The sequence below is a fragment of the Marinobacter sp. AN1 genome (genome assembly GCF_026013985.1).
Classification (GTDB): Bacteria; Pseudomonadota; Gammaproteobacteria; order Pseudomonadales; family Oleiphilaceae; genus Marinobacter; species Marinobacter segnicrescens.
Map to the genome: position 1 here is coordinate 786385 of NZ_CP110342.1, position 19171 is coordinate 805555.

Here is a 19171-nt window from a genome sequence, read left to right on the forward strand (position 1 = left end):
TAATCTAAATACGAATAACTATCAATACAGATCGGAGGGTGGGGCAGCGCCTCCAGCCTGGCCGGTTTGCACCCGCCATTGGGCGGCATAGGGGCCGTTCTTATGGATGAGGCTGTTGTGGTCGCCTTCCTCGACAATCCGGCCGTTCTCGACCACGGCGATGGTATCGGCATCCACGATCGTTGAAAGCCGGTGGGCAATCATGATCACCGTGCGGTTGTGCCCAATACGCCTGAGGGAGCGCTGGATGGCGGCCTCGGTTTCGTTATCCACGGCACTGGTTGCCTCGTCCAGAACCAGGACAGGCGGATTCTTCAGCAGCGCCCGGGCCAGGGATAACCGCTGGCGCTGGCCACCGGAGAGGCGAATGCCCCGTTCACCCACCGGTGTGTCCAGCCCTTCCGGCAGCGCCGAGATAAATGACCAGGCTTCAGCCGTCCGTGCCGCCTCGATGATTTCCTCTTCAGTAGCGTCGGGTTTGCCGTAGGCCAGGTTGTCGCGGATGCTGCCCTCAAACAGGTAGACATCCTGGCTGACCAGGCCAATGGCATCCCGCAGCGATTTCAGGCTCACTTCGTGGACCGGCTGGCCGTCGATGCGGATATCGCCACGGGACGGGTCGTAGAACCGCAGCAGGAGTTTGATCAGTGTGGACTTGCCGGACCCGGTCGCGCCCACCAGGGCCAGTGTGTTGCCGGCGGGAACCTGCAGGGTAATGTCTTCAACACCGGCACCACTGCCGGTGTAATGGAAACTCACCCGATTGAACGAGACCTCGCCACGCACAGGCTGTTTCAGGGGAGTTCCCGCGACGTCACGAATAGTCACCGGCTCTGCCAGCAAATCCAGAATTCGACGGGTGCTGGCCATGGCCCGCTCGAACAGGTCGATCACCTCTGCCAGACCGGTCAGAGGCCAGAGCAGGCGCTGGGTGAGGAATACCAGCACGCCATAGGCACCGACGTTCAGGTTGCCTTCCAGGGCCATCATGCCGCCGACGGTGAAAGTGGCCAGGAAGCCGGCCAGGATCGCCATGCGAATGACCGGAATAAACGCCGAACTGATGCGGATGGCGCGCCGGTTGGCATCCACGTAGGCTTCGCTGGCCTCTTTCAGGCGCCGGGCTTCCCGCTGTTCGGCGGTGAAGCTCTTGATGGTGGCGATGCCGCCCAGGTTATTGGCCAGGCGGCTGGACAGGTCACCCACCTTCTCCCGCACATCGGTGTAGAGTGGGCCGGCTTTGCGCTGGAAATAGAAGGCGCCCCAGATAATCAGGGGAATCGGTGTGAAAGCCAGTAACGCAATGAGCGGTGACAGCACGAAGAACACGGCGCCCACCGCCACCACCGTCACACCCACCTGGATCATGGCGTTGGCACCGCCATCCAGGAAACGCTCCAGCTGGTTCACGTCATCGTTCATGGTGGCCACCAGCTGACCGGAGCTGTTGGCTTCAAAGAAGCTCATGTCCAGGCGCTGGGCGTGTTCGTAGGCGTCCTGACGGAGGTCCGACTGCAGGCGCTGGGCCAGGTTGCGCCAGAGAATCTGGAACAGGTACTCGAACAGCGATTCCCCGGCCCAGATAAAGAACGTCAGCACCGCAAGGATTGTGATCTGTTCCTGCGCCGTCTCAAAGCCCAACCCGGCAACGAAGCTCTCTTCCTGGTTCACCACCACATCAATGGCAACACCAATAAGGATCTCGGGGGCAATGTCGAAGAGCTTGTTGATGATGGAACAGGTGGTGGCCGCAATGATCTGTCGGCGATAACCGCGGGCGTATCGAAGCAGGCGGCCGAGGGCGGCGAAGCTGCTGGTGTGCCGGGCGCTTGAAGTCATGGTCCGCTTCCTTTAGGCCGTCTGGTTTCGGGGTCGGGAAGGGTAACGGATTCTTTGGTTTATTAAAACAGAATGATTTTCAATTGCGCGCGTTTCTTCGCGGTCTCAGACGCGGCTGACGGGGCACAAGGCGGGCAGGGTCACTGGCAGGGATCGTACAGTCGGCTGACCAGCACCGGCACCGCCGTTTCCACCCGCAGGATTCGCGGACCCAGATGGATGTCCTGACACCCGGCTTCTACCAGTTTGGTCACTTCGTAGGGAATAAAGCCGCCTTCCGGGCCGATGCACAAGGTGGCGGGCCGGTTCAGGTTGACGGGGCAGGGTGTGCTGGTGCCCGGATGGGCGACCAGTCCGGGGCGGTCGGCCAGCAGTGCGGGCAACTCGTCTTCCACAAAGGGCTTGAAGCGTTGGCGGATATGCACCCGGGGCATCGCGGTATCCATGGCCTGCTCCAGGCCCAGGACAAGGTTCTCCCGCAGGTGCTCCGGCTGTAACCAGGGGGTCTGCCAGAAGCTCTTTTCCACCTTGTAGCTGTTGATCAGCCAGATGTCCTTGATGCCAAGGGAGGCTACGGTCTGCAGCACACGGCGGAACATCTTGGGCCGTGGCATGGCCAGAACCAGGGTAAGCGGCAGGGGCGCTGGTGCAGACTGGTCGATGGTCAGGGTGAGTTCGGCAGCCTCATCGGTGAGCCGGTTAATGGTGCCGGTTCCCATGGGGCCGTCTTCCAGCCCCACGGGCAGGGTGTCGCCTTCGCTGGCCTTGAGGACTGTGACCAGGTGGTCACGGCGCCGCCCGGTCAGCCGCGCCGTGTTGTCACCGGTCAGGTCACCGGCGGACAGCAGGGCCAGGTTCATACGTCGTCAGGGTAGCCGTCATCCGGGCGATGACGAACGGCCAGGTAGCCAAAGAGTATGCCAATTTCGAACAGCAGCCACATGGGTACCGCCAGCAGTGTCTGGGAGATCAGGTCCGGCGGCGTCAGCAGCATGCCGATTACGAAACAGCCTACCACCACATAGGGCCGCTTGGCCGCGAGGTCCTGCGGTGTCGTGGCACCGGAGAGAATCATGAGGATGGTGGCAATGGGAATCTCGAAGGCGACGCCAAAGGCGAAGAACATCTTCAGCACAAAGTTCAGGTAGCTGGTGATATCCGGCAGTTCCACGATGCCTTCCGGGCCGACGGCGGTAAAGAAGCCGAACACCAGCGGAAACACCACGTAATAGGCGAACACCGCCCCCAGATAGAACAGCAGGACCGACGAGAACAGAATCGGAAAGGCCAGCTTTTTCTCATGGGTATACAGGCCCGGGGCGATAAAGGCCCAGAGCTGGTAAAGAATGATCGGAATGGCCACGAACACCGCCAGCACCAGTGCCAGCTTCATGGGGGCAAAGAAGGTGGCCGTGATGTCGGTGGCAATCATGCTCTGACCCACCGGTAACAACTCCATCAGCGGGCCGGCGAGGATCAGGTAGAGCTCGTTACGGAACGGAAACAGCACCGCAAAGCAGACCAGCACCGCAAGCACCATCTTCAACAGACGGTTACGCAACTCCAGCAGGTGTTCGATCAGGGGCATTTCCTGCTGTTCTTCAGGTGGCAGCTGCCCCGGAGAGGCTGAACTCATGAATGGCGTTCCGGTTTGTCGTTCGGTGTTTCCCCGTTTCCGGCGTCAGCGTCGTCAGTGCTTCGGGAAGGTGATGCAGGAGAGGACTGGTCTTTCCGGATCATGGCGTGGGGATCGTGACCGGCTTCAGGCGGTTGCCAGTTCCGGGCCTGCTGGTGGCTGTCTGCGGGAGAGGCTTCCTGTTTCACGGCGCTGGCGTCGCTGGAATCTGCGGACTTGTCCGCGGACGGGGCAGCCGTGCCCTCGGTCTTTTTGCCCTTTGCCGGCTCAGTGCGGGATTTGCTCGTGTCCTTGTCCGAGAGAATCATGTTCTCGTATTCCTTCGCCTCGTCCAGGGCACTTCGCACGCTTTTCTCCACATCTTCCAGGCCAATATCACCGGCCTTGCGGAGCTCCTTGCGCAGTTCATCGGCCTTGAGCTGGCGGTCCAGTTCGGTGGTGAACTGGCTCACCATACGGCGGGCACTGCCAACCCACCGACCTGCAGTGCGGGCGGCCACGGGCAAACGCTCGGGCCCCAGTACCAGCAAGGCGATGATGGCGCAGATCACCAGCTCAATAAAGCCGATATCGAACATGCAGCGACGGCTCAGCTATGGGTTTTTTCGTCAGATTTCTCGGCGCTGGCGCTGTAGGCCTTGGACTCCTCACCTTTTTCAAGGGAGTCGGTCTTGTCTTTCTGGCCGTCGTCGTCATCGTTCATGGACTTCTTGAAGCCCCGGATGGCACCGCCAAGGTCAGTACCTACATTGCGCAATTTTTTGGTACCGAAAAGCAACAAAATAATAAGCAGCACGATTAAAAGCTGCATGGGACCGATGCTCATTTGAATTCCCCTTTTATAGTCTACAATGTCCAACTATACGCCAACGGCGCAGGTATCCGAACACCCCCGAAGGAGTACTCCGGTTTTATGTTTCCCGGCTGGCTTTTTCTTCCAGTCCCGACAGATCGAAACGCCGACTCAATTCCGCAAGGATATCATCCGGTCCAAGTCCAAACCGTGACAGCATGACCAGTGTATGGAACCAGAGATCGGTGGTTTCGTAGACCAGGTCGTCGGTCTTGCCGGAGTGCTCGGCGTCCTTGGCGGCGATCAGGGTCTCGGTGCACTCCTCCCCACCTTTTCAAGGATCTTGTTGAGCCCCTTGGCGTGGAGGCTGGCCACGTAGGAGCTGTCCGGGTCGGCAGCCTTGCGGGCTTCCAGTACCCGGCTGAGCTGTTCCAGTACGTCATTCATGGCTGTGGCCTCCTGTTCCGTAAATACTGTCCGGATCCTTTAGAACCGGGTCGGTGGCGACCCACTGGCCGTCTTCCAGCACCCGGTAGAAGCAGCTGCGGCGACCGGTATGACAGGCAATGCCGCCGCGTTGTTCCACTTTCAGCAGGATCACGTCCTCGTCGCAATCCAGGCGGATCTCCCGCACCCGCTGTTCATGGCCGGAGCTCTCGCCCTTGCGCCAGAGCTTGCCCCGCGAGCGGGACCAGTAGATGGCCTGTTGTTCCCGGGCGGTAAGTTCCAGTGACTCCCGGTTCATCCAGGCCATCATCAGGATATCGCCGGTGTCCGCATCCTGGGCAATCGCCGGCACCAGGCCGTCGTCGTTCCAGCGGATGGTATCAAGCCAGTCGGTGGCCGTTACGCTATTGGTTGAATCTTGCATTTTCATGACGTCTGTAAAAGTAAGTTTGCCGGTAACGGCTGCCTTCAGCGGCGGCCACCCCTGGCGACCAGCCAGGTTGCGCCTGCCACCATGACCCAGCCATACCAGGGCATGTCCTGTGCCATTGGCTCCAGTTGCCCGGTGGCGCCCAGCCAGGCACCGGCCACCAGCACGGCAGCGGCCATCAGCCGTCGCCAGCGTCGGTCATTGCGCCGTGCCCGGGCCTTCTCGGCGGCGCGGATTTCCTGGCGGATGGGCTGGCCACTACCCGCGTTTCGCAGCTGTACCAGCGTGTCATGCACCAGTTGCGGCATCTCCGGTGACTGTTCCAGCCAGGAAGGCAGCCGTGACTGCAGGGTCTGGAACAGGCCGGTAGGGCCAATACGCTTGCGCATCCAGTTCTCGAGGAAGGGCTGCGCGGTACTCCACAGGTCCAGTTCCGGGTAGAGCTGGCGTCCCAGGCCCTCCACGTTCAGCAGGGTCTTCTGCAACAGTACCAGCTGTGGCTGAACCTCCATATTGAAGCGCCGGGCAGTCTGGAACAAGCGCAGCAGGAAGTGGCCGAAGGAAATGTCCTTCAATGGTCGCTCGAAAATGGGCTCGCACACGGTGCGGATGGCCGCTTCGAACTCGTTGACCCGGGTTTCCGGGGGCACCCAGCCGGACTGGATGTGCAGCTCTGCCACCTGGCGGTAGTCCCGGCGGAAGAAGGCAAGCAGGTTGCGGGCCAGGTAACTGAGGTCATCCGGCGCCAGGGTGCCGACAATACCGAAGTCGATGGCGATATAACGGGGGTCGGCGGGATTGCTGGCGTCTACGAAGATGTTGCCCGGGTGCATATCCGCGTGGAAGAAACTGTCCCTGAATACCTGGGTGAAAAAGATCTCCACACCTTTTTCAGCCAGTACTTTCATGTCTACCCCGGCGGCACGCAGGGCTTCCACGTCGGCAATGGGAATGCCGCTGATGCGTTCCATCACCAGGACCCGCTTGGTGGTGTGGTCCCAGTCGATGGTGGGAATGTAGATCAGCGGCGAACCCTCGAAGTTGCGGCGCAGCTGACTGGCGTTGGCGGCCTCCCGCTGCAGGTCCAGCTCGTCGTAGATGGTGGTCCTGTAATCCTCAACCACATCCACCGGGTGCAGGCGACGTCCTTCGGACCAGTACTTCTCAAGCAGCCGGGCCATCATGAACATCAGGGCCAGGTCCTGGTGGATCACCCGTTCGATACCGGGACGGATCACCTTGACCACTACCCGACGGCCGTCGGGCATGGTGGCAGCGTGGACCTGGGCGACCGAGGCCGAGGCCATGGGGTCGCGGGAAAACTCGGCGAACAGTACATCCACCGGTTGGCCCAGCGAGTCCTCGATGATGGCGCGGGCGGTGTCGCTGGAAAAGGGCGGTACGTTGTCCTGCAGTCGCCTCAGTGATTCCGCCATGTCGTCCGGCAGCAGGTCTCGGCGGGTGGAAAGAATCTGGCCAAACTTGACGAACACCGGTCCCAGTTCTTCCAGCGCCAGCCGCAGGCGGTCGCCCCGGTTGTGGCGGCCCTTCGGAAAGAGGTGCCAGGGCGCAAACAGGAAGAACAGTTTCAGTGGGCCGGGCAGTTCGGCGATGGGCAGGAAGGTGTCCAGCCGGTACTTGCAGAAAACCCAGGCGATGCGGAACAGGCGTTGCAGTCGGGTCACGGTGTCTCCGTTCCGGATGGATCAGGGTTGGGGTGGCGGGTCCCTTCCAGGCGCTGAATGCGGGCTTCCAGGCGCTCGGTGGCCAGGCTCAGCTGGTCGATGGCCTCGAAGGTGGGCTCCAGTTCCCGCCGGCCCGGCAGGGCGCCGGTTTCCTCGTGGATGTATTCCTCCACGCTGGCGCTGATCGAACCCATGGCCTGCCGGCTCCAGCGAACGCCGCTGCGAATCCGCTGGCCAATAAAGTGTGCCGGGATGTCGCCGGTGTAACCGGCCAGCGCGGCCTCCCAGTCCGGGTCCAGGTTCGCAAGTGCTTGCTGGAATTGCTGGGCAAGCCCGGTATCGCCCTCCACCGTCAGCCGGCCATCATGGATGGCTTGGTCATCACCCAGTGCGAGGGCGGCGAGCGCCAGCGGTCGGCCAGCAATGACCAGCGCCGGATCATCCGGCAGAAGACCTGAGACCGTGACGCCCCGGCTGGTACCCTGCAGGCAGAGGGCCATGTTCACCGGTTCACTGACCTGGAAACACACCGGTCCGGCCAGCGCCCGGAGCAGGTCGCGGCGGCCCGCCGGATCCAGCTCCAGGGCCCGGTTCAGGGCCAGTTCCAGCGTGCCGGTGATGGCCGCGTGCAGGGTGGGAATTCGTGACATCAGGGCTTGGTTCCCACGTGCAGTGCCACGATGCCGCCGGTCATGTTGTAGTAGCGGCAGTTGACCAGCCCGGCATTTTCCATCATGCCCTTGAGGGTATCTTGGTCCGGGTGCATGCGGATGGACTCCGCAAGGTAACGGTAGCTCTCGGAATCGCCGGCAAACAGCTGGCCCATCAGCGGCAGGGCACTGAACGAATAGGTGTCATAGGCCTTGCTGAGCAGTGGGTTGGTCGGTTTGGAGAACTCCAGTACCATCACCTTGCCGCCGGGTTTGAGTACCCGCGCCATGTCCCGCAGGGCCTGGTCCTTGTCGGTGACATTGCGCAGGCCGAAGGCGATGCTCACCACGTTGAAGGTGTTGTCCGGGAAGGGCAGGTGCTCAGCGTCCGCCTGGACGTACTCGATATTGCCGGCGTATCCCCGGTCGGTGAGCCGGTCCCGGCCGACCTGGAGCATGGACGCGTTGATGTCTGCCAGCACCACCCTGCCGGATGGACCCACCAGGTCGGAGAACTTCATGGTCAGGTCGCCGGTACCTCCGGCGATATCCAGCACCTGCTGGCCGGGCCGGACACCGCTGAGCTCAATGGTAAATCGCTTCCACAGTCGGTGGATGCCCATGGACATCAGGTCGTTCATCAGGTCGTACTTGCCCGCGACCGAGTGGAACACATCAGCCACCTGGCTGGCCTTCTGGCTCTTCGGCACCTGTCGGAAACCGAAATGGGTGGTCTCGTCCTGCGCGCCGTTATCCCGGGTGGGATTGTCCTGGGCGGGGGCTGACTGCTGTTCGCTCATGGGGGCATCCTGTGAAATCGGGCCGTTGGTAGCCTGCTCCCACGCCACTGCATGCGGCCGGGAGGGAGTCTTACGGGCCCCTATTCTAGGGAACCTCCGGGCAAGTCTAAAGTTTTTTGGCCGCCAATGGGCGAACCGGTACTGGCCTGCAGCCGCCGTGGGCCATAAACTTGGGCCAAATCAACTTCCGGAGGTTTTCCTGCCATGTCATCCATTGATGTTCGTCGTGCCCATTCCCTGGACCAGGCCCATGCCCGCGAAGCGGCAGAAACCCTGGCCCAGGACCTGTCCCGCAAGTTCGACGTAGACTATGAATGGGACGGAGACCTCATGCGTTTTCGTCGCTCCGGCGTCAAGGGACACCTGGATATTTCACCCAGCGAGCTGCATGTACACCTGGAGCTTGGCATGATGCTGCGACCGTTCAAGGGGCGCATCGAGGAGGAAATCCATAACCAGCTGGATACCATTATCGGCTGAGTCAGTTAGCGGAAAGGCTGGTGGTGCCGCAGCAAACCGGGTCACCCGGGGCAGGGATCAGTGAGCGGTCATCCAGGGTAATGAAGTGACTCGGGGACGACGTCTCGAGGATGGTCATGGTCTTGCAGGCCCGGGCGCTTGCCAGCATGGCACCTTTGTCGAGGATGCGGTCGGTTCCCGGGATCAGGAAGCAGCCATGGCTTACGTGGCGGTAGATATCCGTGGAGGTCTGTTCCATCCAGGCCATGACATCCTCCAGGTTGCGGACGATGGTGAGCTGGTCACGGGTGGCGGAGAACAGCTTGCCCAGCAGGGTTTTCTTGCGGGGGGTCATGCGCCCGAAGAAGGTCTGGCCGTAGACCGACGACGGCGCGCTGTTGATCAGCCGGATCAGCCAGGGCCACATGCCGTGGCTCACCGGTTCCAGCATCATGGTGACCATTGCATGGGGCCGGCCCTGGGGCAGCGCCGGTGCCTCCAGCAGCAATTCCACGTTCCTGAACAGCTCGGGCCGCCGGCTGGCTGCTTCCAGCACAACGGCGCCGCCCCGGGAGTGGCCGTGAACCCGAACATGCTGTGACGTCGGCAGGTTTTCCAGGGCCAGGATGAGCAGCTCGGCATCATAGGCAATGGTGCCTTCCAGTTCGTCGATTGCGCAGGGCCAGGGTGCTTCTTCCGGCGTCACCCCGTTGACGGGGATGTGGTAATTGCTGCAGGTCAGCAGGATCAGTTCAGTGGTCGGGGCGTCGTAGGCCTGGGTGAAATAGCAGTGGTTCTCCAGGTAGCCATGCACACCGATCACCGTATGGGTGGCCTCGCCGCTGTGATTGCGCACAGAAACAGCCCCCTTGCCGATCAGGTAGACCTTCCCCGAGAACATCTCGGAGTAGGCGATTTCGATGGGCTTGATCAGCTTGCGAACATGGCTTGCCTTCATGGTAGTTACCTCCGGGGCATGGAAAGCGCCCCTTGACCGAGTATACGACCGGATGGCGGTCCGTGTGCAATGCCCGTGCGCCTTGTTAATGTCCGGAACGGGGAAAGCCTGTCTTTCCCGGCCTCCAACCTGTCGGTATGGTCACTGAGGCGCTTCGCTTGGAGAGTGGAGCAGATTTCCTGCCTCTGTCACAATGCCAGATGCCGAAATGTCAGATCTCCATCACACCGATCCAGACCGCCAGGGCCGAACACTTTGAGTGACGCTGCCAACGACAGGGAACCGCTGCGATTGCTGCCGATGGACGCGGCATGGCTGAACCTCGAGAGTCCCCAGAATCCGTTGACCATAACCGTGTTGATGCGGGTGCCCGGCCTGACCCAGTCTGGGCTCCGGGCCTTTTTGCAGCGCTACTGGCTACCCTGGGAACGTTTCCGCATGCGCCCGGTTCAGCGCCGTTGCGGCTGGTGCTGGGAAAGGGACCGCCGCTTTGACCTGGCCAACCACCTGTTCCATGTGCCTGAGCCCATGGGAAAGGCGCGCCTGCAGGAGTGGGTGTCTGCCCGGCTCAACCAGCCCCTTGGCCGGGATCGCCCGCGCTGGGGCTTCTGGCTGGTGCCCAACGCCGAAGGCGGAGCGGCACTGCTGTTCCGCATTCATCATTGTTATGGCGACGGTATGTCGCTACTGGACGTATTCGACAGCATTTGTACCCGCTCACCGGAAGAGTACCCGCAAAGTTATGGTAACCGTGAGGGCTCCACCGCCCGTCGCTGGCCCGAAGTCATGCAGGCCTGCCGGGAGGCCTTTGCTGCTGGTTTGCAGGGAGGGCGATCACAGGAGGGAAGCGTGCCGCCGGGGCAGGCGCGTTCCGGAACCGGCTCGAAAGTGGATGAACCGGTCGGGGGCGTAACGCCGACGGATGACATTCCGGAGCACCAGCCAGGTACCCTGGAGCAGGGGCTGATGACCAGCCTGCGGGCCATCAACGAGATGACCGGCATGGTCACTGAACCGGAAGATACACCCTCGAACCTCAAACGATCCCTGCTCGGGCGCCGACATTGCCGCTGGTCGGGCCCGGTACCATTGCGCAGTTTCCTGAGCCTGGCCCGGCGTTCCGGCTGTAGCATCAACGATGTGCTGCTCAGCTGCGTGGCCGCTGCCATGCGTGATGCCATGGGTGTTTCCGGCAGTGCCCTTAATCAGTCGGTAGTGCACGCGGCGGTGCCGGTGGATATACGCCGGGCGTTGCCTGAGGCGCTGCGCCCGGTCAGGCACATGCCCGGTAATTTCTTTGGCACCATCTTCGTGCCCATGCCAGTAGACGGCGGCTTCGCCCTGGAGCGCCTCTGGCGGATCAAGCATGAAACCCGGCGCCTCAAGCGCAGCTGGCAACCGCTGATGGCCTGGGGCGTCAGTGGCCTGGCATCGTTGCTGCCAGCATCGTTGCGTCAACCCATTTCCGACCTGTTCTTTCGTAAGGCCAGCGCCGTTGTTTCCAACGTGCCCGGTACCCGTGAGCCCCGTTACCTGGCTGGCCACCAGATCACCGAACAGATGTTCTGGGTGCCCCAGGCCGGTGACATCGGCCTGGGGGTGAGCATCGTCAGCTACGCCGGTAACGTGCAGTTTGGTGTGGTGGCCGATGAAGCCATCGTGCCCGATCCGGACCGCTTCCTGACCCGGTGCGTCAGGGAACTGGACGAGCTGGGGGATGCTCTGCTGTAATTCGAAGATACCCATAAGAACAAAACAGGCATTTCCATGCATGCCACCGCTTTCGCCAGGCCCCGCACCGACGGTGCGCCCGTGGTCACCGCCAGTACCTCTGCACGTGACCCGGTGATCGCCGTTGCCGAGCTGAAACAGGCCCTGCAGTCGCCCACGCTGGGGGCTGTCCTCTTTTTCTGTTCCGCAGAATATGACCTGAACCGACTGGCCGAAGTCATGGCCGATGGATTTCAGGGTATTACCCTGTCTGGCTGCACATCCGCCGGTGAGATCACGCCCCGGGGATACGAGCGGGGGTCCATCGCGGCGATCGGTTTTGATCGCCGCTGGTTCTCGGTGCAGGCCGCGCTGATTGAAGGGCTGGAAGACTTTGACCTGCCCCGTGCCCAGCACCTTGTGGATGACCTGCTCCATCGTTGCCGGCAGGCAGACCTGGCGCCGGTGCGGGATAACACCTTTGCGGTGACCTTGCTGGATGGCCTTTCCAGCCGGGAGGAGCTGGTGCTCTCGTCCCTTAATGCGGCACTTGGGGCAATCCCCCAGTTCGGTGGTTCCGCAGGCGACGATGAGCGCCTCGCCAATACCCACGTGTTCCATGACGGTCGCTTCCATACCTCGGCCGCTACCGTGCTGCTGGTGAATACCCCGCTCAGCTTCCAGGTGTTCACCACCCATCACCTTGCCCCGACGGATCGCAAGCTGGTGGTGACAGCGGCGAACTGCCAGACCCGCACGGTTCATGAGCTGAACGCCGAGCCTGCGGCCGTCGCCTATGCCCGGGCCGTGGGTGTGTCACCGGACCAGCTGTGCCGGGAGGTATTCGCCCTCAAACCCATGGCAGTACGCATCGGCGACCATTACTTTGCACGCTCGGTACAGCGGGTCAACGAAGACCAGAGTCTTACCTTCTATTGTGCGGTGGAAACCGGCATCGTACTCACGCCCATGACACCGGGCTCGCTGCGGGACGACCTTCGTCAGCGCCTGGAAGAGGCCGAGGCGACGGTTGGCAAACCCATGGTGACCATCGGCTGCGACTGTTTCCTCCGTCGACTCGAGGCAGAACAGGCCGGTGAGGTGGCCCGGATATCCGACTTCCTTAAGCAGCACAGGGTATTGGGTTTCAGCACCTACGGTGAGCAGTTTGATGGTGTACACCTGAATCAGACCTTCACCGGTGTGGTCATCGGTCAGCCATGATGCAGCCTGACGTTGCCCGCGATAGCCCACATGACAACCGCATCCGCGAGCTGGAGGCGGAAAACGCCCGCCTGCGCAAGATTCGTGATTCGCTGATCGCCCATGTGGAATCCGGCACTGGCCGGACGCCGGACCCTTACGCCGTTTTCGAGCATTCAGTGATGCTGGCAGAGCAGGTGCGGGAGCGTACCGAAGCCCTCAACCAGCTGATGGATGACCTGCGGGAAAGCAACAGCGCCCTGGAGCAGGCCCGGGCCGAGGCGGAGCAGGCGAACCATTCCAAGTCCCGCTTCCTGGCGGCTGTCAGCCATGACCTGCTGCAGCCGCTCAATGCCGCCCGCCTGTTCACCGGCGCCCTGGAGGAACAGGGCCTGGAAGGCACAGCTGCCAGCCTGGTGCGCTCGCTGGGGTCGTCGCTGGAAGCGGTGGATCACCTTCTGGGGACCCTGGTGGACATCTCCCGGCTCGATGCGGGGGTCATCGAGCCTGATCCGTCCAGCTTTGATCTTGCCGACCTGCTGGATGGCCTGGCCCAGGAGTTCAGCCAGCTGGCGGCGGACAAGGGACTGGCCTTCCGTTATGTGGCCACGAAAGGCCGGGTGTGGACGGATTCGCGCTTGCTCGCCAGGGTACTGCGTAACTTTTTCAGCAATGCGCTGCGCTATACCGACGCTGGCGGCATCCTGATGGGTTGCCGGCGTCGGGACCGGCAACTGGAGATACAGGTGTGGGATACCGGGCCGGGCATCGAGGCCCACCAGCTGGCGGACATTTTCCAGGAGTTTCGGCGGGCCCGGCCCGGTGATGCCCCGCCGGATGCTGGCCTGGGTCTGGGGCTGGCCATTGTGGACCGTATCGCCACCCTGCTTGACCATCCGGTGACCGTGGCATCCCGTCCCGGAAAGGGCTCCCGCTTCGCCATCGCTGTGCCACTGGTAGCGGCAGACTGAGCCGGCCCGGCGACTAATCGGTCCTCCGGGACTTGCGGTTCTCCAGCCACTCGCCGGCCGCCAGTATGGCCTGAACCCGGTTATTCACCCCCAGCTTGCCAAGAATCGCCGAGACATGGGTTTTTACCGTGGTTTCAGTGATGTTCAGGGCCCAGGCAATCTGCTTGTTGCTTTCGCCCATGGCCATGCGCTCCAGCACCCGCAGCTGCCGCTCCGTCAGGCGGTTCAGGGCCTCTTCGGAAATCTGCGGTGTATTGCGGGATGGGGAATCGGCTGACGAACTCCCACGGACAATGTCTGGAGGCAGGTAGATGTTGCCTTCGAGTACCTGTCTGAGGGCCTGTCGCATTCGCTCCCGCGGCGCAGACTTGGTAATAAAGCCCATGGCGCCGGCATTGATGGCCTGCAGGATCAGCTGCTTGTCTTCTTCGGCGGAGATGATCACGACCGGGGCTTCGGGCGCTGCGGCGCTCACCTCGGCCAGTCCTTCCAGTCCGTGCACACCGGGCAGGTTCAGGTCCAGCAGCACCAGGTCAGGCACCGGTCCCTCGGCAAGGCGCTGAAGGGCCATGGGCAGGGTGCTGGCCTCGCCCAGCTGTGCGCCGGGGAGTTCCGTGGTGATGACCAGTGCCATGGCCTCCCGGAACAGGGGATGGTCATCCACAATGAGGATGTTCGGTGACGGGTTCATCAAAGAGAGCCCTTTCCAGTCGTTTTTATCGTTATTGGCGCTGTCGGATCTCGGGCTTAACCGACCATTCACTGGAAGAATACCCTGAATCGCCGCGGGCTGGCAGTCCCGGGACTGTCTGTACCAAGGATCTACGACCAAAGAAGGAGACCAGGCAAGGCGAAGGCACCATACACGGAGGCCCTCGCACGGACTATGGTGATTGCTGGCATATCAAACCACAACAACAAGGTGACAGCCATGATCTACGCACAACCCGGCAAGGACGGCTCTGTCGTCTCTTACAAGCAGCAGTACGAAAACTACATTGGCGGTGAATGGGTCGCCCCGGTCAAGGGCCAGTACTTCGACAACATTACCCCCGTCACTGGTGAGGCCTTCTGCCGCATTCCCCGCTCAACCGCCGAAGATATCGACCTGGCGCTGGACGCTGCCCACAAGGCCGCCCCGGCCTGGGGCAAGACCTCGGTGCAGGAGCGCTCCAACATCCTGCTCAAAATTGCCGACCGCATGGAGCAAAACCTGGAAAAACTGGCCGTGGCCGAGACCTGGGATAACGGCAAGGCGGTGCGTGAGACCCTGAACGCCGATATTCCCCTGGCGGTGGACCACTTCCGTTACTTCGCCGGCTGCATCCGTGCCCAGGAAGGACACCTGGGTGAGATTGACGCCAACACCGTGGCCTATCACTTCCACGAACCCCTGGGTGTGGTGGGGCAGATTATCCCCTGGAACTTCCCTCTGCTGATGGCTACCTGGAAACTGGCACCCTGCCTGGCCGCCGGTAACTGTACGGTGCTCAAGCCCGCCGAGCAGACCCCGGCGTCTATCCTGGTGCTGATGGAGTTGATCGGCGACCTGCTGCCGCCTGGGGTGCTGAACGTCGTCAATGGCTATGGTGCCGAAGCTGGCCAGGCGCTGGCGTCCAGTCAGCGTATCGCCAAGATCGCCTTCACCGGCTCCACACCGGTGGGTGCCCACATCATGAAGTGCGCCGCAGAGAACATCATTCCCTCCACTGTTGAGCTGGGCGGCAAGTCCCCGAACATCTACTTCTCCGACATCATGCAGGCAGAGCCGGACTTTATCGACAAGGCGGCGGAAGGCCTGGTGCTGGCGTTCTTTAACCAGGGCGAGGTGTGCACCTGTCCCTCCCGGGCCCTGATCCAGGAAGATATCTACGATGAGTTTATTGCCCGGGTAATCGACCGCACCAAAACCATCAAACGCGGCAACCCCCTGGATACCGACGTACAGGTCGGGGCGCAGGCCAGCAAGGAGCAGTTCGACAAGATCATGTCCTACCTGGCCATCGGCCGGGAAGAGGGTGCCCAGGTGCTGATCGGCGGTGACAGGGAAGACCTGGGTGTGGAGTTCAACAGCGGCTTCTACATCCAGCCCACCCTGCTCAAGGGCGAGAACAGCATGCGGGTGTTCCAGGAGGAAATCTTCGGCCCAGTAGTCGGTGTCACCACCTTCAAGGACGAAGCAGAAGCCCTGGCCATTGCCAATGATACCGAGTTCGGTCTCGGCGCCGGCGTCTGGACCCGCGACACCAACCGCGCCTATCGCATGGGGCGCGGCATCCAGGCAGGCCGGGTGTGGATGAACTGCTACCACGCCTATCCCGCCCATGCCGCCTTCGGCGGCTACAAGAAATCCGGTGTCGGCCGTGAAACCCACAAGATGGTGCTTGAGCATTACCAGCAGACCAAGAACATGCTGGTGAGCTACGACATCAACCCGCTGGGCTTTTTCTGACAGCCTGACAATTTGACGAACCACCTCGGGCAGGGCGCGATGGCTTGCCCGGTGGTACTCCCTTGGCCGACTGACCACGGCGTGAACGCACAGTGGTTGGTATCGGCCTTTTTTGTTTACCGGGTTGTGGTTGCCCTGACTGATCCCAATGACTAAAAGTATCCGTATGGACGGACAGCACACCATTGGAGGAGGCAAGGTATGAGCGACACCAGGATCGAAAAAGACAGTCTGGGTGAGGTCAGGGTGCCTACCAACGCACTTTGGGGCGCCCAGACCCAGAGGGCCGTCGACAATTTTCCGGTGAGCGGCCAACCGATGCCCGCAGGTTTCATCGACGCCGTGGTGCTGGTAAAGAAGGCGGCAGCTGAAGCCAACCATCGCCTGAACCTGCTGGATGGTGACCGTTTCGCGGCGATCACTTCCGCCTGCGACCGCGTGCTTCAGGGGGGCCTGGAGGACCAGTTCCCGGTAGACCGCTACCAGACGGGCTCCGGCACCAGCACCAACATGAACGTGAACGAGGTGCTGGCGCGCCTGGCCAGCACCGAACAGCTGGAGGTTAATCCCAACGACCACGTCAACATGAGCCAGAGCTCCAACGACGTGATCCCCACGGCAATCCATGTAAGTGCGGTGACCTCGCTGCAGGCATCCGTGCTGCCGGCGCTGACTAATTTGCAGGGTATTATCTACGAGCGGGAGAACCTGCTGCTCGGTCAGGTGAAGACCGGTCGCACCCACCTGATGGACGCCATGCCGGTCACCCTTGGCCAGGAACTGCGAACCTGGCGCGAGCAGCTCGAGGGTGTCGGGCGGCGCCTGGAGCAGAGCAGCGAGGAACTGCTGGCCATTCCGCAGGGCGGTACCGCCGTGGGTACAGGGGTGAATGCCGATACCCGCTTTGCCGGCGAGTTTGCCAAGGCCATGTACCAGCTCACCGGGTTCCGATTCCGCGAAATGGAACACAAGTTTGTAGGCCAGAGCGCGGTCGATGGTCCCGTGAATCTCTCGGCCCAGTTCCGGGGTATGGCCATCGTACTGATGAAAATTGCCAACGACTTGCGCTGGATGAACAGCGGCCCCATCCACGGTCTGGCAGAAATCAGCCTGCCGGCGCTGCAGCCGGGCAGCTCCATTATGCCTGGCAAGGTGAACCCGGTGATTCCCGAGTCTGTGGCCATGGCCTCGGCACAGGTCATGGGGCTGGACAGCGCCGTCGCCATTGCCGGGCAGTCCGGTAACTTCCAGTTGAATGTCATGCTGCCGCTGGTGGGGGCCAATCTGCTGGATATGGGAAGCCTGCTCGCCAACAGCGCCCGTTTGCTGGGTGATAAGGCAATCGCAGGTTTCACCGTCAACGAAGCGACGCTGGATGAGGCGGTGGGCCGAAATCCGGTGCTGGTCACCGCCCTCAATCCGGAAATCGGTTATGCAAAAGCTGCGGAAATCGCCAAGGAGGCCTACGCCAGTGGCCGCTCCATCATCGACGTGGCCGAGGAAAAAAGCGGCCTGAGTCGTGAGCGGCTCCAGCAACTGCTGGACCCGATAGCGTTAACCCGGGGCGGCATCGGCAACTGATACCGGAGATCGACCGATCCATGATCACAGTCTGGCTGCTGTTATTGCTGGTCCTTGCCAACGGCGCTCCGGTGGTGGCGGCCAGGCTGTTGCAACACCGCTTTTCGGCCCCGGTGGATGGTGGGCTGCGTCTGTGGGACGGTCAGCCGCTGCTGGGGCGAAGCAAGACCTGGCGAGGCCTGGTGGCCGGGTTGCTGTCCTGTACGGTGTTCGCGCCGGTGATGGGGTTGAGTGTTTCATTCGGGGTTGTGTTCGCAGCCCTGGCCCTGGGGGGCGACCTGCTCAGCAGTTTTATCAAGCGCCGTATGGCGTTGGAGCCCAGTGCCCGGGCGTCGGGGCTTGACCAGTTGCCGGAGTCGGTACTGCCGGTGGCTTACGCCTGGTGGCAGCTGGACTTTCCTCTTTGGCAGGCTATCGGCGTAGTGCTGCTGTTCGTCACCGCCAACATGGTGTTTTCCCCGTTGCTATACCAGCTTGGGATCCGCAAACAGCCCCATTGAAGACCGATACCACAGCCCTAATCCGGCCCCCGGACCAGAGTATGAATGGTGACTTCCGGCGGACAGTTCAGTCGCACATTGACCACTGAGGTACCGGCACCCGGAGAGGTGTAGCCCTGCATACCATTATGGCGCCAGTAGCCACGCCCAAGGGCCCGGGGGCAGTCAGCATCCAGGGTTACGGGCAGGCCGCCGGGCAGGCAGATCTGGCCGCCGTGGGTGTGCCCGCACAGGAACAGGTCGTAGCCGGCATGGGCCGCTTCCCGCCAGATTTCCGGGGTATGGCTCAACAGCAGCGATACGGCACCTTCCGGAATGTCATCGCCCGCCCGTTGCAGGTTGTGCACCTTGTAATAATGGGCGTCGTCGACACCGGCGATATAAAGTGCCTGGTCGCCACGCTCGATGGCCTGGTGTTCGTTCAGCAAGAGCCGGTAGCCCATTTCTTCCAGTGCCGGCACCATACGAATGCTGTCATGGTTGCCCAGAACCGCCAGGGCATCGCCCCTGATGGCTTCGCGAAGCTGTGCCATACCTTCGAGTGCTGCATCCACCGGGCCCCAGGTCAGCTTCCTGTAATCTCCGGTCAATACACACAGGTCATACTCCAGGGGCTGTATCTGGCGGATCACCGCTTCCAGGTTGGCCGGGTCCATGTCCACATGGAGGTCTGTCAGGTGAAGGATGCGGAATCCGTCAAAGGCCTCTGGCAGGGAAGTGATGGGAAAGCGTTGCTCAACCGTTTGCAGACGCCTGCTGTTGCTCTGCCCCCGCTTCAGCAGGCCGGAGAGTTTCAGGCAGGTACGGATAAAACCGTGGGCGCTGTAGAGGTTTTCCAGGTGAAAGGAGCGATGGTCACGGCCGGTCACCCGCTGTTCGGATTCCCTTTCAATGCTCAGGCGCTGCCGGGCATGGACAGCCCCCAGTCTGAGGCTGAGCCGGTAGCGTAGCCAGTCGTCATCGTTGGGTACAGGAGCCTGTGCGGTCATTTCTTGGATCCGGTGCCATTGTTGTCATGGGCTACAAAACAGTATGGTCCCTCAGGACCGACCCGTAA

Annotated in this window: 19 protein-coding genes and 1 pseudogene; 7 read left to right on the forward strand and 13 right to left on the reverse strand. The window is 61.8% G+C overall.

Going from position 1 to position 19171, the window contains the following annotated elements:
* Positions 1 to 21 precede the first annotated feature (21 nt).
* From LJ360_RS03535 to ubiE, 10 genes and pseudogenes are all read right to left on the reverse strand, one after another.
* Positions 22 to 1839, reverse strand: coding sequence for an ABC transporter ATP-binding protein (locus tag LJ360_RS03535; RefSeq protein ID WP_264995268.1), 1818 nt, complete (start codon positions 1837 to 1839; stop codon positions 22 to 24).
* Between the two features lie 140 nt (positions 1840 to 1979).
* Positions 1980 to 2699, reverse strand: coding sequence for a 16S rRNA (uracil(1498)-N(3))-methyltransferase (locus LJ360_RS03540; RefSeq protein ID WP_264995269.1), 720 nt, complete (start codon positions 2697 to 2699; stop codon positions 1980 to 1982).
* Positions 2696 to 3475, reverse strand: coding sequence for a twin-arginine translocase subunit TatC (gene tatC / locus LJ360_RS03545; RefSeq protein WP_264995270.1), 780 nt, complete (start codon positions 3473 to 3475; stop codon positions 2696 to 2698). The genes LJ360_RS03540 and tatC overlap by 4 nt, the downstream gene beginning before the upstream one ends.
* Positions 3472 to 4053, reverse strand: coding sequence for a Sec-independent protein translocase protein TatB (tatB, locus tag LJ360_RS19955; RefSeq protein WP_264995271.1), 582 nt, complete (start codon positions 4051 to 4053; stop codon positions 3472 to 3474). The genes tatC and tatB overlap by 4 nt, the downstream gene beginning before the upstream one ends.
* 11 nt (positions 4054 to 4064) lie before the next feature.
* On the reverse strand, positions 4065 to 4301 hold the full coding sequence (tatA, locus tag LJ360_RS03555) for a twin-arginine translocase TatA/TatE family subunit (protein WP_264995272.1): 237 nt from the start codon (positions 4299 to 4301) through the stop codon (positions 4065 to 4067).
* A gap of 85 nt (positions 4302 to 4386) precedes the next feature.
* Positions 4387 to 4715, reverse strand: a pseudogene (locus LJ360_RS03560) (phosphoribosyl-ATP diphosphatase).
* The gene (gene hisI / locus LJ360_RS03565; protein ID WP_091848973.1) at positions 4708 to 5139 is read right to left on the reverse strand and encodes a phosphoribosyl-AMP cyclohydrolase; all 432 of its coding nucleotides are present in this window, start codon (positions 5137 to 5139) and stop codon (positions 4708 to 4710) included. Before hisI ends, LJ360_RS03560 begins: the two are co-directional and overlap by 8 nt.
* Positions 5140 to 5183: 44 nt before the next feature.
* Complete coding sequence (gene ubiB / locus LJ360_RS03570) at positions 5184 to 6830, reverse strand: ubiquinone biosynthesis regulatory protein kinase UbiB (RefSeq protein WP_091848731.1); 1647 nt, start codon at positions 6828 to 6830, stop codon at positions 5184 to 5186.
* Positions 6827 to 7480 (reverse strand): SCP2 domain-containing protein, encoded by a 654-nt coding sequence (locus tag LJ360_RS03575; RefSeq protein WP_264995273.1) that lies wholly within the window; start codon positions 7478 to 7480, stop codon positions 6827 to 6829. The genes ubiB and LJ360_RS03575 overlap by 4 nt, the downstream gene beginning before the upstream one ends.
* Positions 7480 to 8280: a bifunctional demethylmenaquinone methyltransferase/2-methoxy-6-polyprenyl-1,4-benzoquinol methylase UbiE gene (ubiE, locus tag LJ360_RS03580; protein WP_264995274.1), complete on the reverse strand. Its 801-nt coding sequence runs from the start codon at positions 8278 to 8280 to the stop codon at positions 7480 to 7482. The genes LJ360_RS03575 and ubiE overlap by 1 nt, the downstream gene beginning before the upstream one ends.
* Positions 8281 to 8484: 204 nt before the next feature.
* Between ubiE and LJ360_RS03585 the strand changes: the two genes are divergently transcribed.
* Complete coding sequence (locus LJ360_RS03585) at positions 8485 to 8760, forward strand: polyhydroxyalkanoic acid system family protein (RefSeq protein WP_091848728.1); 276 nt, start codon at positions 8485 to 8487, stop codon at positions 8758 to 8760.
* A gap of 1 nt (position 8761) precedes the next feature.
* On the opposite strand, the gene LJ360_RS03590 is transcribed toward LJ360_RS03585, so the two are convergent.
* On the reverse strand, positions 8762 to 9697 hold the full coding sequence (locus tag LJ360_RS03590; RefSeq protein WP_264995275.1) for an alpha/beta fold hydrolase: 936 nt from the start codon (positions 9695 to 9697) through the stop codon (positions 8762 to 8764).
* A 255-nt stretch (positions 9698 to 9952) separates the two neighbouring features.
* On the opposite strand from LJ360_RS03590, the gene LJ360_RS03595 reads away from it, so the two are divergent.
* From LJ360_RS03595 to LJ360_RS03605, 3 genes are read left to right on the forward strand one after another with little or no spacing between them, the layout of a single operon-like run.
* On the forward strand, positions 9953 to 11428 hold the full coding sequence (locus LJ360_RS03595; RefSeq protein ID WP_264995276.1) for a WSD1 family O-acyltransferase: 1476 nt from the start codon (positions 9953 to 9955) through the stop codon (positions 11426 to 11428).
* A gap of 36 nt (positions 11429 to 11464) precedes the next feature.
* Positions 11465 to 12631 carry a nitric oxide-sensing protein NosP gene (nosP, locus tag LJ360_RS03600; RefSeq protein WP_264995277.1) on the forward strand — a complete coding sequence of 389 codons (1167 nt, stop codon included), beginning with the start codon at positions 11465 to 11467 and terminating at the stop codon, positions 12629 to 12631.
* Positions 12628 to 13581 carry a sensor histidine kinase gene (locus tag LJ360_RS03605; RefSeq protein WP_264995278.1) on the forward strand — a complete coding sequence of 318 codons (954 nt, stop codon included), beginning with the start codon at positions 12628 to 12630 and terminating at the stop codon, positions 13579 to 13581. Before nosP ends, LJ360_RS03605 begins: the two co-directional genes overlap by 4 nt.
* A 13-nt stretch (positions 13582 to 13594) precedes the next feature.
* Here LJ360_RS03605 and LJ360_RS03610 read toward each other — a convergent pair whose 3' ends face one another.
* Entirely contained in the window at positions 13595 to 14272 is a 678-nt protein-coding gene (locus LJ360_RS03610; RefSeq protein WP_264995279.1) for a response regulator, read from the reverse strand.
* A gap of 240 nt (positions 14273 to 14512) precedes the next feature.
* Here LJ360_RS03610 and LJ360_RS03615 point away from each other — a divergent pair, with 240 nt between their 5' ends.
* The 3 genes from LJ360_RS03615 to LJ360_RS03625 all read left to right on the forward strand — a co-directional run bounded on the left by LJ360_RS03615 (position 14513) and on the right by LJ360_RS03625 (position 18114).
* On the forward strand, positions 14513 to 16033 hold the full coding sequence (locus LJ360_RS03615; RefSeq protein ID WP_091848971.1) for an aldehyde dehydrogenase family protein: 1521 nt from the start codon (positions 14513 to 14515) through the stop codon (positions 16031 to 16033).
* Positions 16034 to 16234: 201 nt separating this feature from the next.
* The gene (locus tag LJ360_RS03620; protein ID WP_264995280.1) at positions 16235 to 17614 is read left to right on the forward strand and encodes a class II fumarate hydratase; all 1380 of its coding nucleotides are present in this window, start codon (positions 16235 to 16237) and stop codon (positions 17612 to 17614) included.
* Positions 17615 to 17634: 20 nt separating this feature from the next.
* Positions 17635 to 18114 (forward strand): CDP-archaeol synthase, encoded by a 480-nt coding sequence (locus LJ360_RS03625; protein WP_091848722.1) that lies wholly within the window; start codon positions 17635 to 17637, stop codon positions 18112 to 18114.
* A 17-nt stretch (positions 18115 to 18131) separates the two neighbouring features.
* On the opposite strand, the gene LJ360_RS03630 is transcribed toward LJ360_RS03625, so the two are convergent.
* Entirely contained in the window at positions 18132 to 19103 is a 972-nt protein-coding gene (locus LJ360_RS03630; protein WP_091848721.1) for a metallophosphoesterase, read from the reverse strand.
* Positions 19104 to 19171: the final 68 nt, after the last annotated feature.